This window comes from Flavobacterium esculini (assembly GCF_048284325.1).
Lineage (GTDB): Bacteria > Bacteroidota > Bacteroidia > Flavobacteriales > Flavobacteriaceae > Flavobacterium.
Genome location: NZ_JBLVPI010000014.1, coordinates 103,096 through 126,734, shown reverse-complemented (window position 1 = coordinate 126,734; position 23,639 = coordinate 103,096). Strand labels below are relative to the sequence as shown.

The following is a 23,639-nucleotide window of genomic DNA, read 5'->3' as shown; positions in this document are numbered from 1 at the left end:
ATTTTGCCAAGTAATTACTTCATTTGAAATTGTATTGGTTATACGGGATATAGTTGAAGTAGAAATTTCAAAATCATATACTTCCTTGACTTGTTCTTCAATATCACTAACACTCATTCCTTTAGCATAGAGTGAAATAATAACATTCTCAATACCTTGAGCTATATTTTCTCTTTTAGGAACAAGCATCGGATTAAAGGAAGAATCTCTATCACGAGGAAATTTGATTTCTTGTTGACCGAAAGATGTTTTTATTTTCTTGGTCCCATGTCCATTGCGATAATTTCCGTTAGAGGTTTTATCGTGTTTTTCATTGTCTAGATGTGCATCAAGTTCAGCTTCAAGAATGTGTTCTACAGCTCGTTTGTGCATCGTTTTGAAGAATGAAGTTAAATCTTCTGCATTCTTAAAGGATTTATAAAAATCCTTGTTGTTTAATAATTCGTCTTTGTCAATCATAATCATAACTATGTAGTTTAAAAATAGGAAAAAAGTTATTTCCAAAAAATATTTTTGAGCTTTTTAAATGAGCTCAAATATTTTTCAGAATAACTTTTCAACTTACACAGTTAGTAGGACGCTACCGATAATAATGAGCTCGATATTGTATCGGGCTCATTTTGTTTAAATTTGACTTAATTCTTATGCTATTGTAATAGTTATATACTATTTAATTTCCCGCTTTAGTTCTTTTCTTAACTCCATTATGGCTTGCGCTTTCTGGCTTTCTCTTCTGCTTGAATTAAGGCTTGTAACTTTTTTAGCAATTCGTTCTCAAAACGCAGTGCTTCAATCTCTAAAAAAAATATTCTTCTCTTGTAATTGGTTTGTCCGATTTTCACTTTTTACGTTTATTGTCATTCATAGTTTTGGCCTGCCCCTAGTTTTTGCTTGTAAAGTTTCTAAACCAAAACCAGCAAAATCTTTCTTCCATTTAACAATAATACTAGTATCTGGTATATAAAACTTAACACTGGCGGCTCTCAGAGACAATTAGTCTTTGTTAATAGCTTTTAGTACTTCCAATTTAAAATCTAACAAATAACTTTGATTCTTTCTGGGCAACAAACCAATGGCTCCATATTCTTTATAAAATCCAATCCATTTACGAAGGTTTGATCTTTCTAATCCCTTTTCAATAGAAACGTAATTACAAGAATAGTGCTTTTCTAATACTGATTTTATACATTCAAGCTTAAACGCATAATTATACTTGACTTTTCTTTCCATAAAAATACCCCCAAATAGTGTCTAACTTTTTGGGGGCAGTCTATTCTTAATAGGGACTTTTATTTAAAAACAAACTTCTAATTCAAATCCGGTTGAAATATTTTAACAGTTCCGTCTCCTTCACTACTCACCACAACTAAACTTCTTTTGGTTGGACTTTTCGAAGCTGGAATAAAAAGTAATCCTTCAGGCGCATCACCCGTTTTTAAAATTTGTAAAAATTTTGGAGCAGCTGGAATGGTAACATCATATACCATAAGAGCATCTGCTCTTTCCAATCCAACGAAAAGAATCGTTTTATCTCCCATCCTAGCAACAATAACTGATTCTGGCTCTACGGATTTATCATCACTTCTGGCATCATCATATACCCCAAACTCTTGCACTTTCTTATCCAATTCATTTTTACTGTCAAAAACAATTTGACCTGTGTTTCCATTCCATATAGAAAAAGATCTTGCTCCAAAAGAGACTAATTCGTCAAAATCACCATCACCATCTGTATCGCCCATTTTGGTGTTGATATTCAATCTTCCCATACTTGTCTCTACTTTTAAAGCAGCAGCATTAGGAAACGCTATTGGATCAAGAACAACCGAAGAACTGCTGATTCTTTTTACATCTACAAAAGCACTATATTCTCTGGCATCGCCTTCATTTGCAGTAACGAAATAAGGTATTTTATTGATTTCAAAATTAGTGATAGCATCCGGTTGAAACATTCCTTTCGCTTTCCACATATTCATAAAAACACCACCATCTTTATCGCTAATATCAATTGCATTTTCGGCAAGATTGTACTCTTTGTAACCTAATGGAAAAATAGTCGTGATTTTTTTAGATACCAAATCAATTTTAGCCACTCCGTTATTTTCCTGTAAGGTAACCCAAGCCGTTTTAGAATCGGATGAAATGGTAATGTATTCTGGTTCAATATCGGAGGCAAAGTTATTTGTTGGACTTGCAATTCTGAATCCTTTTGTTTTCAAAGTACTCAATTGACTGCTAAAACTTTCGAAATTTAAAGTCGTCACTGCATAATTACTGTTAACTGCAATAATAGAAACGGATCCGTCTGGGTCCATCGAGTAGGTGTCATTTGGTTCACCTTCATTTGCTGTCATTATATAATTTCCGTCAGGAGAAAACGTTATCATATCTGGCAAAGCACCAACCATAATTTCTTTGATCACACTGTAATTAGCAGTATCAAAAACGATTACTTTTCCTGTATCTTGCCTGTTTGGTTTTGCTTCTAAAGCAACTGCTAACTTGCCATTATACGTTGCAACACTATTTGAAGCTCCATTAAATGGCGTTAAATCGATACTTGTGAGAAAAACTGGACTGGATGGATTAGATAAATCAATAACATCAATCCTATTTGTATTACTGTTGTTTACGGTAAATAATTTTTTAGAAACTTCATCATAAGCACTTATTTCAGCAGCTCCGGCACCACCGACAGTAATTGAACCAATTTCTTTGAAACTGGCTGCATTTTCATTTACAACTAATTCAGGTGTATCATCATTATTAGAGACGTTTTCACAACTTGACAATACCATAATTGCAGCTAGTATTGTAATACCATATTTTTTCATAACTATATTTTTATTTTTTTCAAAAATACCTAGCAGTAACTCGACAATAATTAACTCAATATTATATAATCATTACCAAAACTATTCTTATAAATTTATGAATTGCTCAAAAATGAATGGTTACTCACTATTTCAAAATCCTACTGAATGTTTATATTTGCAGTCTTTAAAACTAGAAACGCTGTATGACTACAAATAATAGAAGATTTCCTGCAGAGTGGGAAAAACAACAAGGTATTTTACTCTGTTTTCCACACAATGGAAAAGATTGGCCTGGAAAATATGAAGCTGTAAAATGGGCTTTTGTAGAATTTATAAAAAAAGTGGCCACTTTCGAGAAAGTCTTTTTAGTTGTTGCCGATGAAAACCAAAAAGAAAAAGTGAATGCAATGCTGGAAACAGCACATGTTCCCCTAACAAATGTTTCGTACATCATTCATAAAACCAATAGAAGTTGGATGCGCGATTCGGGTCCAATTATCGTTAAAAACGGTGCCGAAAGAGAAGCTTTGAATTTCAATTTTAATGGTTGGGCAAAATATAAAAACATTCAATTAGACAAATTCGTTCCTGCCAAAGTAGGCGAATTTTTAAATATTCCAGTTACTTCGGTACTATACAAAGGGAAACCGGTAATTGTTGAAGGCGGAGCTATTGACACCAATGGAAGAGGTACTTTATTGACTTCCGAAGAATGCTTGATGCATCCTAATATTCAGGTTCGAAATCCAAATTTCACCAAAGCCGATTACGAAGCTGTTTTCAAGGAATATCTTGGTATTACTAATGTTATTTGGCTAGGTGACGGAATTGAAGGTGATGATACCCACGGTCATATCGATGATTTATGCCGATTTGTAAACGAAGATACTATTGTGACCACTGTAGAAACAGACCCAAAAGACAACAATTACAAACCATTACAAGACAATTTAAAACGCTTGCAAAACGCCAAACTGGAAAATGGAAAATCACCTGTAATTGTGGTTTTACCAATGCCAAAACGATTGGAATTTGATGGATTACGATTGCCTGCCAGTTATGCTAATTTCTTGATTTTGAATAATTCTGTTTTGGTGCCTACTTTTAACGACAGCAATGATAGAAAAGCTTTAAATATACTTTCAGAATGTTTTCCAGATAGAGAAATCATCGGAATTAGCGCTACTGATTTTATTTGGGGTTTTGGAACATTACATTGTTTGAGTCAACAAATTCCTGAATAAAAATTCAAGCTTTTACTTTTACAAAAAAAAACACCAACATTATGATGGTGTTTTTTTTTAGAATTAAAAATTATTTAATTACTCTTTCGTGAAAGGTATTTTTCTACCATCACTCAAAATCATTTCTAAGCCATTTTTACTTTCATTGAATTGAAATTTAAGCCCAGCTTGTTTAGACTCGAACGTATCTTTTGCAATTCGTTCTACAGTAAACTTTGGATAATCCGTTATTGCAACATTTAAAACACTATTCTTTTCTGAAAACACAATTTTCATTGGGGAATTTTTATTAGAATAAGTCCCTAAATATTCATCTAAGACAATGTCAACATCAACCATTCCATTGGCAGAAGTCCAACTATTATTACTTTCATTACTATCAGGAAATACGTGATCAGGGTCGATTGTAATACTTTCAATTTCCTCGGTAGAATTATGCTTAAATGACCACTCAATATTTTTTTGCCAAACTTCTACAGGCAATTTAACTCGAGTTACGTTTCCGCTTTTAGTTTTTATATCTAAAACTACAGGCATTGCCATTTTTTCGAAGTTTTCAATTGAAATTATAACTCCTTGTTTAGGATCATTTTTTATATATTTAATCGAATTAATTCCTTGGTCTAAACGCCAGTTGTATTGAAACCAACCTCTCCAAAACCAACTTAAATCTTCTCCCGCAACATTTTCTATAGTTCTAAAGAAATCATCTGGAGTTGGATGTTTAAATGCCCAACGTTCTACATAGGTACGGAAAGCCAAATCAAAACGCTCCGGACCTAAAACTTGCTCACGCAAAATCACTAATCCTGAACTAGGCTTAAAATAACATAAAAGACCAATATTAGCTTCTTTCATATTATCTGGTGAACTCATAATCGTTTCTAAATTTGGATTAGTAAACGTTTCTGCCCTGTCGTGTAAATCCGTTACTTTCTCTTTGTATTCCCCATTATTAAAATCAACAGAACTTAGTGAATTAATAAAGGTATTGAATCCTTCATCCATCCAGGCAAATAAGCGTTCATTTGAACCTACAACCATTGGGAACCAGTTGTGACCAAATTCATGATCTGTAACTCCCCATAAATCCTCACCTTTAGATTCCCATCCACAAAAAACGATTCCTGGATATTCCATTCCACCTTCATTTCCAGCCACATTTGTAGCTACTGGATAAGGATATTCTAACCATCTTTTAGAATAATTTTCAATAGATGATTTCGTATATTCCGTTGCTCTTCCCCAAGCATCATTACCTGCACTTTCTATAGGATATGCTGAAAGCGCCAATGATTTTTTACCGCTTGGTAAATTAATTTTTGCACCATCTAAAATGAAAGCCGCAGAGGAAGCCCAAGAAAGATCGCGAGCATTTTTAATTTTATAATGCCAAATCTTTTCAGTTTTTGGAGCAGTACTATTTGCTGCAGCAGTAACTTCATCAGCAGAACGAATTACTACCGTTTTATCACTTTTTGAAGCTTGCGCCCAACGTTTTTGTTGCTCAACAGAATATACTGCTGTAGGATTTAGCAATTCACCGGAACAAACTACAATATGATTCGAGGGAGCTGTAATATTTACATCTAAATCGCCATATTCTAAATAAAACTCTGAAGCTCCTAAATAAGGATTCGTGTTCCATCCACGCACATCATCATACACACACATTCTAGGATACCACTGTGCTATGGTAAATATTTTACCGTTTTTAGTCTCTAATACTCCCATTCTATCCGAACCTTCGTTAGGAGCTATAAAAGAAAAATCAATTTTAATTTTTACAATTCCACCCTTAGCATTCAATCCCTGAGGAATAAAAACCTGCATTCTGGTATCAGAAATTACATATTTAGCAACAGATTCAGTTGTCTTTCCGTTACTTGTACTAATTACTTTAACCGATTTTATTTTATGACCTCCGTCAAAAATTTGACCCTGGGCGCCATTTCGGCTTCCTGTAATAGGAACAACAGCATTTCCTCTTGAATCTGATTTGAATAAATTCTGATCCAGATTCATCCAAACAAAATTCATTTTGTCCGGACTGTTGTTTGTATAAGTTATAATTCCAGATCCGGTAATTTCATTGTTTTGGTCATTCAGTCGTGCCGTTAATTGATAATCCGCTCTGTTTTGCCAGTATTCTGATCCTGGCTGACCACTTGCTGAGCGGGTACTGGTTCCGTTTTTAGTATAAAAAAACGGGGCAAAAGCATCATGGTAATCATACTTTGAACCTTCGTTAATTGTTGCATTTGTAGGAGTTTGTTGAGCCCAAATAGACGAAACTCCCACTAATAAAGTCAAATTTAATAGGACTCTGAAGTGGCTTTTTTTCATTTTCATTTTATTTATATCACAAATAAATGAAAAAAAAGAGAATTTTAAACTAATTTCAAGAAATTTGGCTAAATTTTAAAGAAAATAAAATTAATGTCAATCCCAATTATTATTAAAAATTATAAAATATATTTACCATCTAAAATCAATTTTTAAATTAACTGGAAACTATTTTGACTACAATACTTAAAAACCCGAATCTAACTGCCGAAATTAAACACTTAGGAGCCGAATTATGTTCTTTAAAAAACAACAAAAATAAAGAATATATCTGGGAAGGAAATCCTGATTTTTGGGGTAAACACTCCCCCATTTTATTTCCTATTGTAGGTACGCTAAAAAATAATTCCTATCAATATAATAGTATCGAATATAATTTATCCCGACATGGTTTTGCCAGAGATATGGAATTTGAATTAATTGAAAAAAAGGAAAATAGTGCTATTTTTTCAATCCAATATTCTGAAGAAACGCTAAAAGCATATCCATTTGCATTTGAATTACAGCTCATTTACACCTTAGATGAGAATAGTTTACATATTGAATATAAAGTCACTAATAAAGGAGCATCACAAATGCCATTTTCTATTGGGGCGCATCCAGCATTTGCTTTACCCGGAAATTTTGAGAACTATTCCATGGCATTCGAAAAAGAAGAACCGCTGGAATATTATCTTCTTGAAAATGATTTGATTTCTAATAAAACTAAAAAATTAGCCGTTCAAAACAACCGAATTCCACTAACCTATCAATTATTTGAAAATGATGCACTCATTTTTAAAACATTAGAATCAAATTCATTGACTATTTTAGATAATGAAAATCCTGTTTTGAGAGTAAATTTTAAAGATTTTCCAAGTTTAGGAATTTGGACAAAAGTGAATACGCCATTTCTTTGCATAGAACCTTGGTTTGGTTATTCAGATACAAACGAAAATTCTGGAAATCTTTTTGAAAAAGAAGGAATTCAAATTCTAAATGGAAGTGAAGTATTCCATTCTGAATTTAGCATCGAAATCTTTTAATTTGTAAAAAAGTAACAAAATATGTTAACTATAAATTTCAATCCATTTCCAAATCTAGAAACCGAACGTCTATTATTAAGACGTGTTGATGCGAATGATGTAAATGAAATTTTCGCTTTACGTTCTAATCCCGAAACTATGAAATACATTCCCAGACCTTTAGTAAAAACTACTGAAGATGCCTTGGAACACATTGCTATGATTGATGCCAAAATTGAAACTAACGAAGGAATTAATTGGGCAATAACATTAAAAGACGACCCAAAACTCATTGGCCTTATTGGACATTACAGAATAAAACCGGAACATTTTCGTGCAGAGATTGGTTATATGTTACTGCCTGAATTTAATGGAAAAGGAATCATACCTGAAGCTGTAAAGGAGGCTATCCGATATGGTTTTGAAGTAATGCAACTGCATTCAATTGAAGCGCTAATTGATCCCGAAAATTTTGGCTCTGAAAAGGTTTTACAAAAAAGTGGTTTTATAAAAGAAGCACATTTAAAAGAAAACGAATTTTATGATGGGCGTTTTTTAGATACTGTTATTTATTCTATTTTGAATAGAATCTGATTTAAATTTTCAGTAACCGATTCAGTATTAAAAATGGATTAGTAATCGCTTTGAAAGAATAATCTTTATATTTGCCCCCAAAATAAATGCTTCTCCAAAGCATTACGCAAACTTTATCATGAAAAAACTATTAGTAATTGCAATTCTTATCTTTTCAATTCATTCACAAAGTCAAACCTATGTAAAAGTTAATGCATTAACTACTATGTTAGCAATTCCAAATGTAGGTATTGAAACGAGTATAGGAAAAAAATCTACTTTTCAATTTGATATTTTAGCTTCGCCTTGGAAATCAATAAATGGTAAACCAAGAGAATTTTACACTTTTACCTCAGAATATCGGTACCATTTTAAAGAAAAATATAACGGGTTTTATGTTGGAGCCCATATTGGTGCCAGTATATTTAATTTTCAAAAATGGAATTATTTAAATACTGATTATTATGAAAAAGGAGTTGGTTATTTTATAGGCTCAACTTTAGGATATCAAGTAAAAATCAAAGATAAATTCATGTTAGATTGCTACTTAGGTGGTGGATGGCACCAAGGTTTTTACAAGGGATATAGCATAAGTACAGGTGAACGTTATGAAAGCGCTAAAAAATACAACAAAAGCGGGGAATGGTTTCCATACAGAGGAGGCGTTATGGTTTCTTATAAATTAAATTAAACTTATTTCAGCAGTTTAGGCAATGATTTTACATATAAGTCTTCCACTTGCTTTCTAGCCCAATCTGTTTTTCGTAAAAAAGTTAAACTGGATTTTACACTAGGATTATCTGTAAAACATTTAATTTTTATGAGTTCTCCCAAAGTATCAAATCCATAATATCCAACTAATTGTTCCACAATTTTTTGGAGAGTTATTCCGTGTAGCGGGTCTTTTAATTTCGAGTTTTCCATTTTGCAAATTTAAGTATTTATATAAAAACAATTGGTGTTTCGTAGATTTGTTTCTACCTTTGTATTCCTATGCTGAAAACAATAAATATCTACAATAAAAGAGCCAAATTCGACTATGAAATAATCGAGACATTTACTGCTGGAATTGTTTTGGCAGGAACTGAAATTAAATCCATTCGATTAGGAAAGGCTAATATTACGGAGAGTTTTTGTGAATTTAGTAACAACGAACTTTTTGCGATCAATACTTATATTGAAGAATATACTTTTGGAAATCAATTCAACCACAAAGCCAGAAGCGAACGTAAATTACTCTTGAATAAAAGAGAATTGAAAGGATTAATCAAAAGCGTACAAGCCAAAGGATTAACTATTATCCCTTTGAAATTATTCACTAATGAAAAAGGAATGGCTAAACTGCAAATTGGTCTTTGTAAAGGAAAGAAAACCTATGACAAACGCGAATCGCTAAAAGAACAAGATACTAAACGCGACCTCGACAGAATAAAAAAATCATTTTAAATTAAATTTTAAGTCATATTTGTGTGTTTTTTATCTAATAAAAATGACTAAACTTGTCAAGACAATTTAAAACATTTTTATAAAATGAAAACGCTGCTCAAAAATGCAAGAGAACAGAAGGGACTCAAGACAAGAGAAGTGGCCCAACTTTTAGGAATTGATCAGGCCTTAATCAGTAAATTTGAAAGTGGCACCAGAAAACCTACTAGAGATCAAGTTTTGAAACTTGCAGCTTTACTTGAAATAGATTTAGAAACAATAATGATAGCTTGGCTTAAAGAAAAAATTCTTTATGAAATAGGTCAAGATGAATTCGCATTAAAAGCATTACAGGTTGCAGAGGAAGAAATAAGATACCAAAATAAAGCTGCTAAGAAACAGTTATCTACAACATTACAAAAAATCCTAGATGAAATAGATTCCTTAAAGACAAAATTAGATTCTTTTAAGTCATTTGACAGTTATCGTATTGCTCAGGCATTGGAATTAGAATATACTTTTGAAAGTAACCGTATCGAGGGAAATACCATGACCCTTCGGGAAACTGATTTGGTTATCAATGAAGGTTTGACAATTTCGGGGAAAAGTATGCGGGAACATCTTGAAGTCATTAATCATCAGGAAGCGATTGCTTATATCAAAGATTTGGTGCAAAAAAACACTTCTATAAATGAACGAGAAGTACTTTCTCTTCACAATCTTATTTTAAGAGGGATCCATCCAGAAGACGCTGGCCGCTATAGAAAAGTCCAAGTAATGATACAAGGAAGCAGTCATATGCCTCCGCAACCTTTTCTGGTTGCCAAAGAAATGGAAGATTTTTTCATTTGGTTTGAAACCAATAAAAATAGCCTTCATCCTATCATTTTGGCTGCCGAAATGCATCAACGCTTAGTCACTATCCATCCATTTATCGATGGAAACGGAAGAACATCACGCTTAGTGATGAACTTGATTTTGTTGCAACATGGTTATATCATTGCCAATATAAAAGGGGATTATGAAAGTAGAATGCAATACTACCAAGCACTGGAAACGGCTCAAAATAAAAACAATAAAGAAGATTTTTTCTTATTTATAGCTCAAACGGAAAAAGAAAGTTTAGAACGGTATCTAAATATTATTAGCCAATAAAAAACATTTTCAGCTTCCTTCTTTTTAATAAGGGCTGGGTATGGGATTTTAATTTCTATCTTCTAATAAGGGAACAAATCGAAACTCTCCAAACTCATGTTTTTCGAATTGCGTTTCATTTTTTCTGATTAGTAAAGTCATAATTTGGACATCTTCACCTAAAGGAATAACCAACCTTCCTCCTATTTTTAACTGTGCCATCAAAGGCTGGGGAATAAATGGAGCTCCCGCAGTTACAATAATACTATCAAAAGGCGCGTAACTTGGTAATCCTTTGTATCCATCTCCAAAAGAAAGATGTTTGGGACGAATACCTAATTTTGGAAATAAAACAGAAGTCTGTTTGAACAATTCATTTTGTCTTTCTACACTAAATACTTTTGCTCCCATGGTACACAAAACAGCGGTTTGATACCCAGATCCTGTTCCAATTTCTAAAATTTTATGCTCTTTTTTAACTTCTAATAATTGGGATTGAAAAGCTACTGTATACGGTTGAGAAATGGTTTGCCCTGCGCCAATAGGAAATGCTTTGTCTTGATAGGCATAATCTTCAAAACTGGAATTTAAAAACAAGTGTCTTGGGATTTTTTTTATCGCAGCCAAAACACTTTTATCAGTAATCCCTTTTTGTTCCAAAGTGCTTACTAACTGATTCCGAAGTCCTTGATGTTTGGCTGTGTCTTTCAAAGTTTACTATTTTATTTTGGCAAAAATAGAAAAGAATTTCTAATATCAAATATTGAAAATTGAATTTAAAATACATTAAATAATTGTTCATTATCAATAAAAAATTAATCAATTAATTGCTATTTTTGTACAAATTACATAATTATGCTGAAAATTGGAGTATTAGGTGCCGGTCATCTAGGAAAAATACATTTGCGTTTATTACAACAATCAGAAAAATATGAATTGGTTGGTTTTTATGATGAAAATCTTGAAAATGGAGCCAAAATCGCTGCTGAATTTGGCTACAAACAATTTGAGACTATAGCCAAATTAATTCATGCTGTTGATGTTATAGACATCGTCACTCCTACCCTTTCTCATTACAAATGTGCTAAAGTTTCTATCAAATCAGGAAAGCACGTTTTTATTGAAAAACCCATTTCTACAACTGTTGAAGAAGCGGAAGAAATAATTGCTTTAGCCAAAGAATACAATATCAAAGGACAGGTAGGACATGTAGAACGTTTCAATCCAGCGTTTATCGCTACCAAAAACATGATTGAAAATCCTATGTTTATTGAAACACACCGTTTGGCTGAATTCAATCCTCGTGGTACGGATGTTCCAGTTGTTCTTGATTTGATGATTCATGATATTGATGCTATTTTGAGCGTTGTAAAATCTAAAGTAAAAAATATTAATGCCAGTGGCGTTTCCGTTATAAGTGAAACTCCTGATATTGCCAATGCCCGAATCGAATTCGAAAACGGTTGTGTAGCTAATTTAACAGCGAGCAGAATTTCGATGAAGAACATGCGTAAATCGCGTTTCTTTCAGAAAGATGCCTATATCTCAGTTGATTTCCTTGAAAAGAAATGCGAAGTGGTAAAAATGAAAGATGCTCCAGAAGTGCCTGGTGATTTTGATATCATTCTACAAAATGCTGAAGGTGTAAAAAAACAAATCTACTTCTCCAATCCTGATGTGGAACAAAACAATGCTATTCTTGACGAATTGGAATCATTTGCTGATGCCATCAACAATAATACTACTCCAGTTGTAACATTAGAACAAGCAACCGAAGCTTTAAGAGTGGCATACCAAATTATCAATTGTTTTAAAAAATAAATTAAAAAATACGTTAAAGTTTAAGGTTTAAAGGATTCAATAGTACTTTAAACGTTAAACTTTTTTGACTTTAAACAAAATACCAATGAAAACAATAGCTGTAATCGGAGCTGGAACAATGGGTAACGGAATTGCCCATACTTTTGCCCAAAGTGGTTTTACCGTAAAATTAATTGATGTTTCCGAAAAATCTTTAGATAAAGGAATGGCAACTATTGCTGCTAATTTAGACCGAATGTTTACCAAAGGAACCATCACTCAAGAAGATATAGCCAAAACAATTACCAATATAATCACCTACACAGATATCAAAGATGGTGTTGTAGGTGTTGACTTAGTGATTGAAGCAGCTACGGAAAATGTTGAATTAAAACTGAATATTTTCAAACAGTTAAACGAAGCTTGTTCTCATAATACGATTTTGGCAACCAATACTTCTTCCATTTCCATTACACAAATTGGAGCGGTGGTAGCACATCCGGAACGTGTTATTGGAATGCATTTTATGAATCCGGTGCCTATTATGAAATTGGTGGAAATCATTCGTGGGTATAATACGAGCGACGAAGTGACTAAAATCATCATGGACTTATCTGAGAAATTAGGAAAAACGCCTGTTGAAGTAAACGATTATCCTGGTTTTGTTGCCAATAGAATTTTGATGCCCATGATTAACGAAGCCATCGAAACATTATATAACAAAGTGGCAGGTGTCTATGAAATTGACACGGTTATGAAACTAGGAATGGGCCATCCTATGGGACCTTTACAACTAGCTGATTTTATTGGTCTTGATGTCTGTTTAGCCATTTTAAATGTAATGTACGACGGATTCAAAAACCCAAAATATGCTCCTTGTCCATTATTAGTAAATATGGTTCGTGCAGGAAAAATGGGAGTGAAAACCGGTGAAGGTTTCTACGATTATTCTGAAAGCAAAAAAGCAGAGAAAATTGCTAAACAATTTATTTAATATGTCAATCGTACAAAACCTTCTCAAAATAAAATCTACTTTACCAGAGCACGTAACTCTTGTTGCTGTTTCAAAAACCAAACCTGTTGCTGATTTGATGGAAGCTTATGCGGCCGGACAGCGTATTTTTGGGGAAAACAAAATCCAGGAAATGGCCGAGAAATGGGAACAAATGCCCAAAGACATTCAATGGCATATGATTGGTCACGTTCAGACCAATAAAGTCAAATTTATGGCACAATTTGTGAGCTTGATTCATGGAGTGGATAGTTTGAAATTATTGCAGGAAATCAACAAACAAGCGCAAAAAAATAATAGAGTTATCGATTGTTTATTGCAAATTCATATTGCCGAAGAGGAGACCAAATTTGGACTTGACGAGGAAGAACTCGCATCTCTCCTATCTTCAAGTGAATTTCAGGAAATGAAAAACATTCGGATTTTAGGACTAATGGGAATGGCAAGTTTTACCGATAATAAAGAGCAAATCAAGAAAGAATTCACTCATTTGAAATCGATTTTTGACACGATTAGCAGTACAGACGCGATTCATCGCGTCTCTACGGCATCAATATTATCAATGGGAATGTCTGGTGATTATCAACTCGCAATTGAATGCGGAAGCACGATGGTTCGAATAGGAAGTAGTATCTTTGGAGTAAGATAATTTGATTTTTGATTGAGGATTAATATTTTTAATTTCAGATTTGAAAATTACTACTTAAAAAACTGATTACTAAAAAAGTAACACTGAAGACTAAAATTTGTACGCAATACTAGACATAGAAACCACTGGGGGACAATTCAACGAAGAAGGAATTACTGAAATCGCCATCTATAAATTTGATGGTCATGAAGTTGTGGATCAATTCATCAGTTTGGTCAATCCCGAAATTCCAATTCAGCCTTTTGTTGTAAAATTGACGGGGATTAATAACGCCATGTTGAGCTCTGCTCCCAAGTTTTTTGAAGTAGCCAAACGCATTATCGAAATGACGAATGATTGTGTCATAGTCGCTCATAATGCTTCCTTTGATTACAGAATCTTAAGAACCGAATTCAGACGATTGGGATACGATTTTGAAGCCAGAACACTTTGTACAGTTGAATTATCAAAAAAATTATTACCAGAGCAACCTTCCCATAGTTTAGGAAAACTGGTACGCGCCCTTGGAATCCCAATGGCAGACAGACATAGAGCGAGTGGTGATGCGTTGGCGACGGTAAAACTATTTAAAATCCTTTTAGAGAAAGATGTAGAAAAAGAAATTGTAAAAGATTTCATAAAGCTAGAAATCGAAAAAGGAATCGCTCCAAAATTATTGGATATTGTCGCAAGCATACCTGCCAAAACGGGAACGTATTACATTCACAATGAAAAAGGAAATCTGATTTATATTGGCAAAAGCCGAAACATTAAAAAACGAATCAACCAACATTTTACGGGAACTTCTACTAAATGTAAGAAAATCCAAGCCGAGGTTTTCACGGTAACTTATGATGAAACCGGAAGTGAATTAATCGCACTTTTAAAAGAAAGCGAAGAAATAAAAGTCAATAAACCAATCCATAATCGGGCGCAAAGAAAAAGCATTTTCCAATTGGCTTTATATGCCGAAAAAGACGAAAAGGGTTATCTCAATTTAAAACTTCAAAAAGCGGACGGTCGAAAAAAAGAAATAACTTCATTTACTTCGTTACAAGAAGGAAAAGACGCCTTGTTTAGAATCACTTCCCATTACAATTTATGCCAAAAATTAACGGGTTTGTATACTTCAAAAACAAACTGTTTTCAATACAATATAAAAGAATGTGACGGTGCTTGCACAGGCGAAATTTCTGCCGAAGAATACAACGCAAGAGTTCAGGCATTCATCGACAAAAACAGTTTTGAAAATCAAAATATGATGCTTATTGATCGAGGAAGAACCATCAATGAGCGCTCTGCAGTTTTGATAGAAAATGGGATTTATAAAGGATATGCTTTTTATGATTTAAATTATCAAATCAACAATATCGAAATCCTTAAAAACATTATAATCCCAATGCAAAGCAACCGGGATATTCGCAATATCATTCAAAGTCAGATTCGAAAAAGTAAAACGCTCAAAATTATACGATTTTAATCATATTATATTTATTATCAATCAAATATGAAAACAATAAAATCGAAATTTGACAGTTTCAGACATCAAACCAATATTGTAATCTACGGAACAAATACGGCTTCCGGACGCCTGTTTGACCTTATTCTTTTAGGGGTTATTCTACTGAGCGTCTTCATAGTTATGCTAGAAACAGTCAAAGGTTTTGATATAAAATACCATCATGAACTCATTGTGCTGGAATGGATTATTACCGTTTTTTTTACACTAGAATACCTTCTTAGAATTCTGTCAATAAACAAACCTATAAAGTACATTTTTAGTTTCTATGGGATTATTGATTTAATGGCTATTTTGCCTATGTATTTGTCCTTTATTTTGGCAGGAGCAAGTATTTTAACGGTCATTCGAGCCATTAAATTACTGCGTTTATTCAAGATTTTGAAACATCCCAAATTTTCCAGCCAGTCCATTCACTTAAAGGAAGCATTGATTGCGAGTAGAGGAAAAATTCTTATTTTTATCTATTTTATGCTAATCAGCAGCATCATAATCGGTTCTGTAATGTATGTGGTTGAAGGAGAAGAAAGCGGTTTTACAAGTATTCCTACCAGTATTTACTGGACTATTGTAACACTCACCACGGTGGGTTATGGAGATATTTCACCTATTACGCCTTTGGGACAATTCATTGCCTCTATCGTTATGATAATGGGATATGGCGTTATTGCGGTACCCACAGGAATTGTCACAGCCGAATTTGCTAACAATTTTCGTAAAAAAACGGTGTCTGATAAAATTAATCCTTGTCCGAATTGTGGAACAGAAGGGCATAATTATAACGCAAAATACTGTTACCATTGTGGTGCAGTTCTAAAATAATACTAATTTGAAGCTAATTCCAGCTGTACACTGCAACTCCTCGTCATTCAAGTTATTTTTCTAAGACATAAAAGGAGCTTCCTTTGGTCGCTCTTTTACACCAAGAAAAAAGAACTTTCATAACTCCGGGGTTTTCGTTTCCATCTGGGCTAAAAAAATATGAAATACTTAATAACCATAATCGGACCAACGGCAATAGGGAAAACTTCCTTGAGTATTGTATTAGCCAATTATTTCAAATGTGATATTCTTTCCTGTGACAGCCGACAGTTTTTTAAGGAAATGACTATCGGGACAGCTGTACCAAGCGCATCCGAATTGGCGGCAGCATCGCATCATTTCATCCAAAACAAATCCATATTCGAGAATTATACCGTTGGTGATTTCGAGAAAGAAGCCATTGCCAAACTCAACGAATTATTCTTGACAAATGATTATGCGATTCTCGTTGGTGGTTCAGGTTTGTATGTAGATGCGATTCTGAAAGGTTTTGATGAATTTCCTGAAATTGATCCAGCAAAACGTTCTGAAATAACGGCTAATTATGAAAAACTAGGAATCGGATATTTACAACAAAAACTAGAAGCGCTGGATCCCGATTATTATAAAAGCTTGACAATCGAAAATCCGCAAACGTTACAAAACCCACAGCGAATGATGCGTTTTGTGGAAGTATGTTTGGGTTCCGGGAAACCGTATTCATCGTTTTTAAACCAGAAACAAAACAGCAGAAACTTCACTCCTATTCTTATTGGTTTAGAGGCCGACAGAAAGATCATTTACAACCGCATCAATCAACGTGTTGACATCATGATGAAGGAAGGATTGCAAGCAGAAGCAAAAAAAGTATTCCCAAATAAAGATTTGAATGCCTTACAAACTGTAGGTTATAGAGAATTGTTTAGTTATTTTGACAGAGAAATATCATTAGAATTTGCTATTGAAGAAATAAAGAAAAATACCCGACGGTTTTCTAAACGACAACTCACTTGGTTCAAAAGAAATGAAAATACCAAATGGTTTGATTTTGAAACTCCATATGAAGTTATTGTTGATTATATCAATTCCAAAAAATAAAACTTAAATCTAAGAATACAAATTCATAATTCATAATTCATAATTATTTATATGCCAATAGCTCCAAATTTCACTTCTATTTTAAGCAAAGATTGGGAAATCAATTTCACGCAATGCGCGCCAAATGGATTTTTAAAATATACTGATTTGTGTAATATTTTGCAATTAACGGCTGCGGCACATTCTGAAATTGGCGGGATTAGTTTTTTGGATATGCAGGAATTCAACCAAGCTTGGGTTTTAAGCAGAATGCGTGTTGAAATCACTAAATTACCCAAATGGGGAGATCTTGTAACTGTGAAAACATGGATCAATTCGCTAGAAAATTCCCGTTCGGTGCGTGCTTTAGAAATGCATATGAATGGCAAAAAAATTGTAGGATCGGAGACTTTTTGGGCTGTTTTCAACACTAAAACCCGCCGACCGGAAGGATTGGCCTTACCGTTTGACCATTTTGAATTATATTCGGAAAAAAGAGCCACTGTGGAAGGTTTTTCTAAGATTAATTTCAATCATGAAAAAGAGATCGCTTTTGAAAAAACCGTATTCTTGTCGGATTTAGATATTGTAAATCATGTCAACAATGTAAAATACCTGGAATGGTGTTTGGATTTAGTTGATGAAAAATTAATTCTGAATCAAAAGATTAAAAGTTTTGAAATGAATTTTCTAAAAGAATTGTCTTTAAAAGATAAAGTAATCATTCATGAAAATATTTCTGAAAATGAAACCATTTTTAGTATTACGAAAGAAAATAAAAATTGTTATGCATTACAGCTAAATTTAGAATAAATTCTTTTCTAAAAAACATATAAACAGTAGGGAAAATTAATTACAGATAATCTGCGACATGGTTTCAAAAAAAAGGCTCCGATTTCTCGAAGCCTACTGTTTTTTATACTGCTGTTTTATTTTTTACAACTAATCTAAATCCTTCACCATGAATGTTTAATATTTCAACATCTTCATCAAGTTTCAGGTATTTTCTTAGCTTAGCGATGTAAACATCCATACTTCTTGAGGTAAAATAGTTATCATCTCTCCATATTTTTGTTAAGGCCAATTCTCTCGGCATTAAATCATTTTCGTGAAGAATCAACATTTTTAATAATTCATTCTCTTTTGGAGACAATTTTATTGGTTCTTCGTTATCATATGTTAAAAAACGAAGTTTAGAATTCAAATGAAATTTACCAATGTTAAACTCAAATTGAACTTGTTCCGCTTTTGTATCAGACGATTTTCTTTGAATAATAGCTTTGATTTTCATCAACAATACTTCAGAATCAAAAGGTTTATTCAAATAATCATCAGCACCAGCTTTATATCCTTTCAACACATCCTCTTTCATAGATTTAGCTGTCAAGAAAATAATAGGTACTTCATTGTTCTTCTCTCTGATTTCCTTAGCTAATGTATAGCCATCTTTATATGGCATCATTACATCTAGAATACACAAATCGTAAGTATCTTTTTTGAACTTTTCAAATCCTTCCATTCCGTTTTTAGCCAAAGTGACATCAAAATCATTTAGCATTAAATAATCTTTTAGTACTGCACCAAAATTAAGGTCATCCTCCACTAAAAGTATTTTTTTATTTACATTTTCCATATTTTAATTTATTAATGGTAATTTTATTATGAAGGTACTTCCTTTTCCCTTTTCACTTTCTACATAAACTTGACCGTTGTGGTCTTCAACTATTCTTTTTACATACGCTAAACCTAGTCCGTGGCCTTTAACATTATGTATATCTCCTGTATGTTCCCTATAAAACTTTTCAAAAATTCTTTTTTGGGCCACTTTACTCATTCCCAAACCATTGTCTTTAACTTTGATAATAACCATGTCTTTAACATTTTCGGTAAAAACATCAATTTCCGGGACATTTGGGGAATATTTTATTGCATTTTCTAAAATATTAACAAGCACATTTGTAAAATGGACATCATTGATTAAAACAGTGGTTCTACTGGCATCAAAATGACTTGTAACAGTTCCTTGTCTGTCTTCTAATATCAAATTTACATGTTCAATCGCATCGTTAATTACCTCATGAATATTATTAGAATCTTTATTAATGTCTAATTCTTTTTTCTCCAGTTTAGAAATTCTTAAAACATTTTCAACCTGAGCATGCATTCTTTTATTTTCATCTCTAATCATTTGGAGGTATCGAAACACCTTTTCCTTATCATCGATAATCTTTGGATTTTTAATAGCGTCCAAAGCTAAATTAATCGTCGCTATAGGAGTTTTAAATTCATGGGTCATATTATTAATGAAATCCGTTTTTATTTCAGATATGTGACGTTGACGAATCAATTGGTTCAATGCACTAGAATATGCTATAAGAATAATAAGCGTAAATATGATTGACAATATTGTTATACTAACGAGTTCCGACAATAAAAATTTCTTTTTATGAGGAAAAGTAACCAATAATTGGTATTTATTGTTCCCTTCATTATCAGTGAGTATAGGAATCGAGTATGTGGCTTCCTTATCATATTTAAAATTATTTGACTTAATTTTTGTTGCCAAATTATTACTGTATATACCAAACTCAAATTTTGTATTTACACCATATTCTTCCAATTCTTTTTTTATAAGTTTATTTAATGTCTCTTTTGAAACTCTTTCTTCCAGAGGCATTGCAGAAGCAATATCTTTAAAGAAAATTTCAAATTGTGCATTGTCTAAAACATCTAAATTTCCAGATTTTTCAATCCTTACATCTGGTATCAAACTTTGCTGAACGCCAGGATTATCAATGTTATTATTGTTATAAACTTCGGTAACCCGTTTAGAATTAAAATTCTTAAACCTTTCACTGTCAAATTTTTTATCAAAGAGCGTTGAAGATATATTGTAATCCTCTGATATTATACTATTTGAATATATTATCGTTTTATTTGTTTTCGGATTCTTTTGAACATAATAAAATTCTAATAAATCATCCTTTTTCGGAACCTTTCCGGTACTATCTTTATAATGATTGTATTTGTCATAAAAACTGTATGCTTCGTGTTGTTGCAATTTATCGGCTACGTTACCAATAACTTGCTTGACATGAAATTTGAATTGTTCATCATTGTTTTTAAATGAGGTATTAAACCAATACACCTGAACAAGAATTATTCCTATCAGAGACAAACTCATCAACAATACAAGTAATCTAAAAAAAAGTTTATTCATCGAGACAAAATTAGTATTTTAACAATATATTAAATAATACATTAACCAAAGATTAACATCTAAGACTCGTTTTGTTTAATCTTTAAAATTTTAAGAATTTTAACAACTTCTAATTTGGCTGTTTCAATTGAAGTATTTTCTATAACAAAATCACTTTTTGAGATGCGTTGTTCGTCAGTCCATTGTGCGTTTATTCGCTTTAGAACAAGTTCTTCTGTAGTTTTATCTCGTTTTATAACTCTTTGAACCCTTAATTCTACTGGTGCTTTGACCGTTATAATTAAATCGCATTTTTTATAACTCCCGCTTTCAAATAAAATGGCTGCTTCATAAATAATATAAGGTGCTGCTGCATGTTGTAAAAGCCATTGATCAAAATCGCTTTTTACGGCAGGGTGAACAATTTTATTGAGTTCTTCTAGTTTTTCAGGATCATTGAATACAATCTTAGCCAATTTTTCTCTACTCAATACATCATTTTCAAAAATAGAATTACCAAATCCCTTTTTGATGGCATCAATAATTTCTGATGATTGCATAATTTTTCTGGCCTCATCATCGGCAATGTAAACTGGAATACCAAATGATTGAAAAATAGTAGCAATGGTTGTTTTTCCACTTCCAATACCGCCTGTTAAACCAATTATTTTTGTCATACTATTTTTTGAAAAATAACTCAGGAAATACCTCTTGCGGTTTTTGCTTCAGAATGATGATTTTTATAAATGATTCTAAAAATCCTAATCCATAGCCATAAAATTGCTTCCAAACTGCTATTAATGATAAATACCCAATTTTAACACTCTTGTTCTGATACGTAGACACCAAAAACAGTACCAAAAAATAAATAAAATATAACTGAAGTAGCTGATCAAAATTAAAAACCAATAATAGTAAGGATATAAAAAAACCTATTATAAAAACCGAAGGAAAGAAAAAAGTGAGTTTATTGTATTGCGGATACCAACTATTGAGAATGGGTCTTGCTTTACCAAACTTATTCACCTGAACGGAAAATTTATCCCAATCAATTCTTCGCTTATGATATACAAATGCTTTAGGAAAAAGTTTAGTCTCAAAACCTAAATTCCACAAACGAATTGATAGATCCGGATCTTCACCTGGATGAATGTTCCCAAAACCTTTCGATGCTTCAAAAGCTTTACGAGACAATCCCATGTTAAAACTTCTAGGCTGAAACTTATCTATTTTTTCAGAACCACCTCTAATTCCGCCAGTAGTAAGGAACGAGGTCATTGCAAAATTAATTGCTTTTTGAATATCTGAAAAACTGTCTAAAGCCTTATCAGGTCCACCAAAACAATCTACATAATTCTGTTTTAAAGCTTTATAAACCTCTGATAAATAGTCTTTTGGAATAATACAATCCGAATCGAAAATGATAAAATAATCTCCTCTAGCTTTTTTCATTCCGTAATTTCTGGAATCTCCGGGCCCAGAATTTTCCTTGTAATAATAGGAAATATCAAGTCTGTCACCATATTTTTGAGCTACATCTTTACAAACTATGGAAGAGCCATCTTCAATAATAACAATTTCAAAAATTTCGTTGTAACTTGAATGAGACAGACTTTCTAAAAGTTCATCAACTTCGTCAGGACGATTGTAAACTGGTATAATCAGGGAAAATAACATAAATTAAGAATGTGGTATTAAAGATGCTTTTGAGACTCAAAAAATTTTAACAAATATAATCTTTATCCATAAAAAAACCATCAACTATTAATTGATGGTTTTAATATTTAATTTAGTAAATTAAGCTTACGCAATACTTTCGATGTTTACCACTTCGTTTGTATCTAATTTATAATCTACTCCTTGAACGTTAAAGCCAAACAGATTGTAAAAATCTTTTCTATACCCTTCTAAATCACCTATTTCAGATAAGTTTTCGGTAACAGCCTCAATCCATAATTTAGCCACTTTTTCTTGAACATCAGGACGCATTTCTAAATCGTCAATACGGATTCTTCCTTTCTCATCTACAGGAACTTCATTTCCGGTATACAATCTTTCTTGGTATAAACGCTGAATTTGCTCAATACAACCTTCATGAATTCCTTCTTCCTTCATTATTTTGTACAATAAAGAAATATACAATGGAATAACAGGAATCGCAGAACTTGCTTGAGTTACTAATGCTTTGTTTACAGAAACATATGCTTTTCCATCAATATCCGCTAAACTGTCAGTGATAGCAAATGCTGTCGCTTCAAGATGATCTTTAGCACGACCTATTGTTCCTTTTCTATAAACTGCTTCAGTCAATGATGGTCCAATATAAGAATAAGCAACAGTTGTAGCTCCAGGTGCCAATAAATTCTCCGATTTTAAAGCGTCAATCCACATACCCCAATCTTCACCACCCATTACAGCAATCGTATTTTCAATGTCATCACCACTACAAGGCTCAATAGAAATTTCGGAAACTTTACCCGAATGGAAATCAACCGTTTTGTTCGTAAAAGTACTACCAATTGGTTTCAAAACAGAACGATGCATAACACCAGTAACCGGATGAACACGAACAGGGGAAGCTAAACTATAAATAATTAAATCAATTTGGCCTAAATCAGCTTTGATTAGATCTAATGTTTGTTTTTTTATTTCATTCGAAAATGCATCTCCATTGATACTTTTTGCATACAAACCTTCTTTATGCGCTTCATTTTCGAAAGCTGCAGAATTATACCAACCTGGTGAAGCCGTTTTTCCTTCCGAAGGTGCTTTTTCAAAAAATACACCAATCGTTGCTGCATTAGAACCAAAAGCACTTGTAATTCTAGAAGCCAACCCAAAACCGGTTGAAGCTCCAATTACTAAGACTTTTTTAGCCCCATTAATATTTCCTTTTGATTGTATATATTCTATCTGATTTTTAACATTTTGTTCGCATCCTTTTGGGTGAGATGTCGTACAAATAAATCCTCTCATTCTAGGTTCTATAATCATATTTGGTTATTCTTTAATTTAATTTTTCGTATAATTGTTTTTAAGCTTTTGTAAAATGCTTCCTAAA

The 23,639-nt window shown here is 32.7% G+C and carries 25 protein-coding genes; 13 read left to right on the top strand and 12 right to left on the bottom strand.

Features of this window, described 5'->3' with window-relative positions; genetic code table 11:
* The 4 genes from ACNQGG_RS12940 to ACNQGG_RS12920 all read right to left on the bottom strand — a co-directional run.
* On the bottom strand, nt 1-459 hold a 459-nt coding region (locus ACNQGG_RS12940; RefSeq protein WP_417964603.1), incomplete at its 3' end, for a transposase.
* Between the two features lie 245 nt (nt 460-704).
* Nucleotides 705-842: a hypothetical protein gene (locus ACNQGG_RS12930; protein ID WP_417964599.1), complete on the bottom strand. Its 138-nt coding sequence runs from the start codon at nt 840-842 to the stop codon at nt 705-707.
* Nucleotides 843-993: 151 nt separating this feature from the next.
* Nucleotides 994-1,230, bottom strand: coding sequence for a helix-turn-helix domain-containing protein (locus ACNQGG_RS12925; protein WP_417964597.1), 237 nt, complete (start codon nt 1,228-1,230; stop codon nt 994-996).
* Nucleotides 1,231-1,307: 77 nt separating this feature from the next.
* Nucleotides 1,308-2,834: a choice-of-anchor I family protein gene (locus ACNQGG_RS12920; RefSeq protein WP_417964596.1), complete on the bottom strand. Its 1,527-nt coding sequence runs from the start codon at nt 2,832-2,834 to the stop codon at nt 1,308-1,310.
* 185 nt (nt 2,835-3,019) lie between these two features.
* Here ACNQGG_RS12920 and ACNQGG_RS12915 point away from each other — a divergent pair, with 185 nt between their 5' ends.
* The gene (locus ACNQGG_RS12915) at nt 3,020-4,060 is read left to right on the top strand and encodes an agmatine deiminase family protein (RefSeq protein ID WP_417964594.1); all 1,041 of its coding nucleotides are present in this window, start codon (nt 3,020-3,022) and stop codon (nt 4,058-4,060) included.
* A 78-nt stretch (nt 4,061-4,138) separates the two neighbouring features.
* Here the strand turns inward: ACNQGG_RS12915 and ACNQGG_RS12910 are convergent, their stop codons facing one another.
* Nucleotides 4,139-6,406, bottom strand: coding sequence for a M1 family metallopeptidase (locus ACNQGG_RS12910; RefSeq protein WP_417964592.1), 2,268 nt, complete (start codon nt 6,404-6,406; stop codon nt 4,139-4,141).
* Between the two features lie 173 nt (nt 6,407-6,579).
* On the opposite strand from ACNQGG_RS12910, the gene ACNQGG_RS12905 reads away from it, so the two are divergent.
* The 3 genes from ACNQGG_RS12905 to ACNQGG_RS12895 all read left to right on the top strand — a co-directional run bounded on the left by ACNQGG_RS12905 (nt 6,580) and on the right by ACNQGG_RS12895 (nt 8,674).
* A complete protein-coding gene (locus ACNQGG_RS12905; protein WP_417964590.1) occupies nt 6,580-7,431 on the top strand; it encodes an aldose 1-epimerase family protein in 852 nt (283 codons plus the stop codon).
* 21 nt (nt 7,432-7,452) lie between these two features.
* Nucleotides 7,453-8,004, top strand: a complete 552-nt coding sequence (locus tag ACNQGG_RS12900) for a GNAT family N-acetyltransferase (RefSeq protein ID WP_417964588.1) — start codon at nt 7,453-7,455, stop codon at nt 8,002-8,004.
* Nucleotides 8,005-8,122: 118 nt separating this feature from the next.
* Nucleotides 8,123-8,674: a DUF3575 domain-containing protein gene (locus ACNQGG_RS12895; protein WP_417964586.1), complete on the top strand. Its 552-nt coding sequence runs from the start codon at nt 8,123-8,125 to the stop codon at nt 8,672-8,674.
* A gap of 2 nt (nt 8,675-8,676) precedes the next feature.
* Here the strand turns inward: ACNQGG_RS12895 and ACNQGG_RS12890 are convergent, their stop codons facing one another.
* Nucleotides 8,677-8,907, bottom strand: a complete 231-nt coding sequence (locus tag ACNQGG_RS12890) for a VF530 family protein (protein ID WP_417964584.1) — start codon at nt 8,905-8,907, stop codon at nt 8,677-8,679.
* A gap of 69 nt (nt 8,908-8,976) precedes the next feature.
* On the opposite strand from ACNQGG_RS12890, the gene smpB reads away from it, so the two are divergent.
* Both smpB and ACNQGG_RS12880 read left to right on the top strand, forming a co-directional pair.
* The gene (smpB, locus tag ACNQGG_RS12885; protein ID WP_035671685.1) at nt 8,977-9,429 is read left to right on the top strand and encodes an SsrA-binding protein SmpB; all 453 of its coding nucleotides are present in this window, start codon (nt 8,977-8,979) and stop codon (nt 9,427-9,429) included.
* Nucleotides 9,430-9,513: 84 nt separating this feature from the next.
* Nucleotides 9,514-10,563: a Fic family protein gene (locus ACNQGG_RS12880; protein ID WP_417964581.1), complete on the top strand. Its 1,050-nt coding sequence runs from the start codon at nt 9,514-9,516 to the stop codon at nt 10,561-10,563.
* 48 nt (nt 10,564-10,611) lie between these two features.
* On the opposite strand, the gene ACNQGG_RS12875 is transcribed toward ACNQGG_RS12880, so the two are convergent.
* A complete protein-coding gene (locus tag ACNQGG_RS12875) occupies nt 10,612-11,253 on the bottom strand; it encodes a protein-L-isoaspartate(D-aspartate) O-methyltransferase (RefSeq protein WP_417964579.1) in 642 nt (213 codons plus the stop codon).
* A gap of 144 nt (nt 11,254-11,397) precedes the next feature.
* Between ACNQGG_RS12875 and ACNQGG_RS12870 the strand changes: the two genes are divergently transcribed.
* From ACNQGG_RS12870 to ACNQGG_RS12840, 7 genes are all read left to right on the top strand, one after another.
* On the top strand, nt 11,398-12,363 hold the full coding sequence (locus ACNQGG_RS12870) for a Gfo/Idh/MocA family protein (RefSeq protein WP_416836836.1): 966 nt from the start codon (nt 11,398-11,400) through the stop codon (nt 12,361-12,363).
* An 85-nt stretch (nt 12,364-12,448) separates the two neighbouring features.
* Complete coding sequence (locus ACNQGG_RS12865; RefSeq protein ID WP_417964576.1) at nt 12,449-13,336, top strand: 3-hydroxyacyl-CoA dehydrogenase family protein; 888 nt, start codon at nt 12,449-12,451, stop codon at nt 13,334-13,336.
* Nucleotide 13,337: 1 nt separating this feature from the next.
* The gene (locus tag ACNQGG_RS12860) at nt 13,338-14,003 is read left to right on the top strand and encodes a YggS family pyridoxal phosphate-dependent enzyme (protein WP_417964574.1); all 666 of its coding nucleotides are present in this window, start codon (nt 13,338-13,340) and stop codon (nt 14,001-14,003) included.
* Nucleotides 14,004-14,100: 97 nt separating this feature from the next.
* The gene (locus ACNQGG_RS12855; RefSeq protein WP_416858355.1) at nt 14,101-15,462 is read left to right on the top strand and encodes an exonuclease domain-containing protein; all 1,362 of its coding nucleotides are present in this window, start codon (nt 14,101-14,103) and stop codon (nt 15,460-15,462) included.
* 27 nt (nt 15,463-15,489) lie between these two features.
* Nucleotides 15,490-16,323, top strand: coding sequence for an ion transporter (locus tag ACNQGG_RS12850; protein ID WP_416858356.1), 834 nt, complete (start codon nt 15,490-15,492; stop codon nt 16,321-16,323).
* A gap of 159 nt (nt 16,324-16,482) precedes the next feature.
* The gene (gene miaA / locus ACNQGG_RS12845) at nt 16,483-17,400 is read left to right on the top strand and encodes a tRNA (adenosine(37)-N6)-dimethylallyltransferase MiaA (RefSeq protein WP_417964572.1); all 918 of its coding nucleotides are present in this window, start codon (nt 16,483-16,485) and stop codon (nt 17,398-17,400) included.
* Nucleotides 17,401-17,451: 51 nt separating this feature from the next.
* Nucleotides 17,452-18,192 carry an acyl-[acyl-carrier-protein] thioesterase gene (locus ACNQGG_RS12840; protein ID WP_417964570.1) on the top strand — a complete coding sequence of 247 codons (741 nt, stop codon included), beginning with the start codon at nt 17,452-17,454 and terminating at the stop codon, nt 18,190-18,192.
* Between the two features lie 103 nt (nt 18,193-18,295).
* On the opposite strand, the gene ACNQGG_RS12835 is transcribed toward ACNQGG_RS12840, so the two are convergent.
* The 5 genes from ACNQGG_RS12835 to fabV all read right to left on the bottom strand — a co-directional run bounded on the left by ACNQGG_RS12835 (nt 18,296) and on the right by fabV (nt 23,572).
* Nucleotides 18,296-19,012 (bottom strand): response regulator transcription factor, encoded by a 717-nt coding sequence (locus ACNQGG_RS12835; RefSeq protein ID WP_417957045.1) that lies wholly within the window; start codon nt 19,010-19,012, stop codon nt 18,296-18,298.
* Nucleotides 19,013-19,015: 3 nt separating this feature from the next.
* The gene (locus ACNQGG_RS12830; RefSeq protein ID WP_417964568.1) at nt 19,016-20,599 is read right to left on the bottom strand and encodes a sensor histidine kinase; all 1,584 of its coding nucleotides are present in this window, start codon (nt 20,597-20,599) and stop codon (nt 19,016-19,018) included.
* Nucleotides 20,600-20,658: 59 nt separating this feature from the next.
* Nucleotides 20,659-21,255 carry a dephospho-CoA kinase gene (gene coaE, locus ACNQGG_RS12825; RefSeq protein WP_417964566.1) on the bottom strand — a complete coding sequence of 199 codons (597 nt, stop codon included), beginning with the start codon at nt 21,253-21,255 and terminating at the stop codon, nt 20,659-20,661.
* A gap of 1 nt (nt 21,256) precedes the next feature.
* Nucleotides 21,257-22,255 carry a glycosyltransferase family 2 protein gene (locus ACNQGG_RS12820; protein ID WP_417964564.1) on the bottom strand — a complete coding sequence of 333 codons (999 nt, stop codon included), beginning with the start codon at nt 22,253-22,255 and terminating at the stop codon, nt 21,257-21,259.
* Between the two features lie 126 nt (nt 22,256-22,381).
* Nucleotides 22,382-23,572, bottom strand: coding sequence for an enoyl-ACP reductase FabV (gene fabV, locus ACNQGG_RS12815; protein WP_417964562.1), 1,191 nt, complete (start codon nt 23,570-23,572; stop codon nt 22,382-22,384).
* Between the last annotated feature and the right edge of the window lie 67 nt (nt 23,573-23,639).

Bases quoted from the DNA above. Each gene is read 5' to 3' on its own strand.
- ACNQGG_RS12925 (WP_417964597.1), bottom strand. From the start codon at position 1,230: ATGGAAAGAAAAGTCAAGTATAATTATGCGTTTAAGCTTGAATGTATA.
- ACNQGG_RS12920 (WP_417964596.1), bottom strand. From the start codon at position 2,834: ATGAAAAAATATGGTATTACAATACTAGCTGCAATTATGGTATTGTCA.
- ACNQGG_RS12915 (WP_417964594.1), top strand. From the start codon at position 3,020: ATGACTACAAATAATAGAAGATTTCCTGCAGAGTGGGAAAAACAACAA.
- ACNQGG_RS12910 (WP_417964592.1), bottom strand. From the start codon at position 6,406: ATGAAAAAAAGCCACTTCAGAGTCCTATTAAATTTGACTTTATTAGTG.
- ACNQGG_RS12900 (WP_417964588.1), top strand. From the start codon at position 7,453: ATGTTAACTATAAATTTCAATCCATTTCCAAATCTAGAAACCGAACGT.
- ACNQGG_RS12895 (WP_417964586.1), top strand. From the start codon at position 8,123: ATGAAAAAACTATTAGTAATTGCAATTCTTATCTTTTCAATTCATTCA.
- ACNQGG_RS12890 (WP_417964584.1), bottom strand. From the start codon at position 8,907: ATGGAAAACTCGAAATTAAAAGACCCGCTACACGGAATAACTCTCCAA.
- smpB (WP_035671685.1), top strand. From the start codon at position 8,977: ATGCTGAAAACAATAAATATCTACAATAAAAGAGCCAAATTCGACTAT.
- ACNQGG_RS12880 (WP_417964581.1), top strand. From the start codon at position 9,514: ATGAAAACGCTGCTCAAAAATGCAAGAGAACAGAAGGGACTCAAGACA.
- ACNQGG_RS12870 (WP_416836836.1), top strand. From the start codon at position 11,398: ATGCTGAAAATTGGAGTATTAGGTGCCGGTCATCTAGGAAAAATACAT.
- ACNQGG_RS12865 (WP_417964576.1), top strand. From the start codon at position 12,449: ATGAAAACAATAGCTGTAATCGGAGCTGGAACAATGGGTAACGGAATT.
- ACNQGG_RS12860 (WP_417964574.1), top strand. From the start codon at position 13,338: ATGTCAATCGTACAAAACCTTCTCAAAATAAAATCTACTTTACCAGAG.
- ACNQGG_RS12850 (WP_416858356.1), top strand. From the start codon at position 15,490: ATGAAAACAATAAAATCGAAATTTGACAGTTTCAGACATCAAACCAAT.
- miaA (WP_417964572.1), top strand. From the start codon at position 16,483: ATGAAATACTTAATAACCATAATCGGACCAACGGCAATAGGGAAAACT.
- ACNQGG_RS12840 (WP_417964570.1), top strand. From the start codon at position 17,452: ATGCCAATAGCTCCAAATTTCACTTCTATTTTAAGCAAAGATTGGGAA.
- ACNQGG_RS12835 (WP_417957045.1), bottom strand. From the start codon at position 19,012: ATGGAAAATGTAAATAAAAAAATACTTTTAGTGGAGGATGACCTTAAT.
- ACNQGG_RS12830 (WP_417964568.1), bottom strand. From the start codon at position 20,599: ATGAATAAACTTTTTTTTAGATTACTTGTATTGTTGATGAGTTTGTCT.
- coaE (WP_417964566.1), bottom strand. From the start codon at position 21,255: ATGACAAAAATAATTGGTTTAACAGGCGGTATTGGAAGTGGAAAAACA.
- ACNQGG_RS12820 (WP_417964564.1), bottom strand. From the start codon at position 22,255: ATGTTATTTTCCCTGATTATACCAGTTTACAATCGTCCTGACGAAGTT.
- fabV (WP_417964562.1), bottom strand. From the start codon at position 23,572: ATGATTATAGAACCTAGAATGAGAGGATTTATTTGTACGACATCTCAC.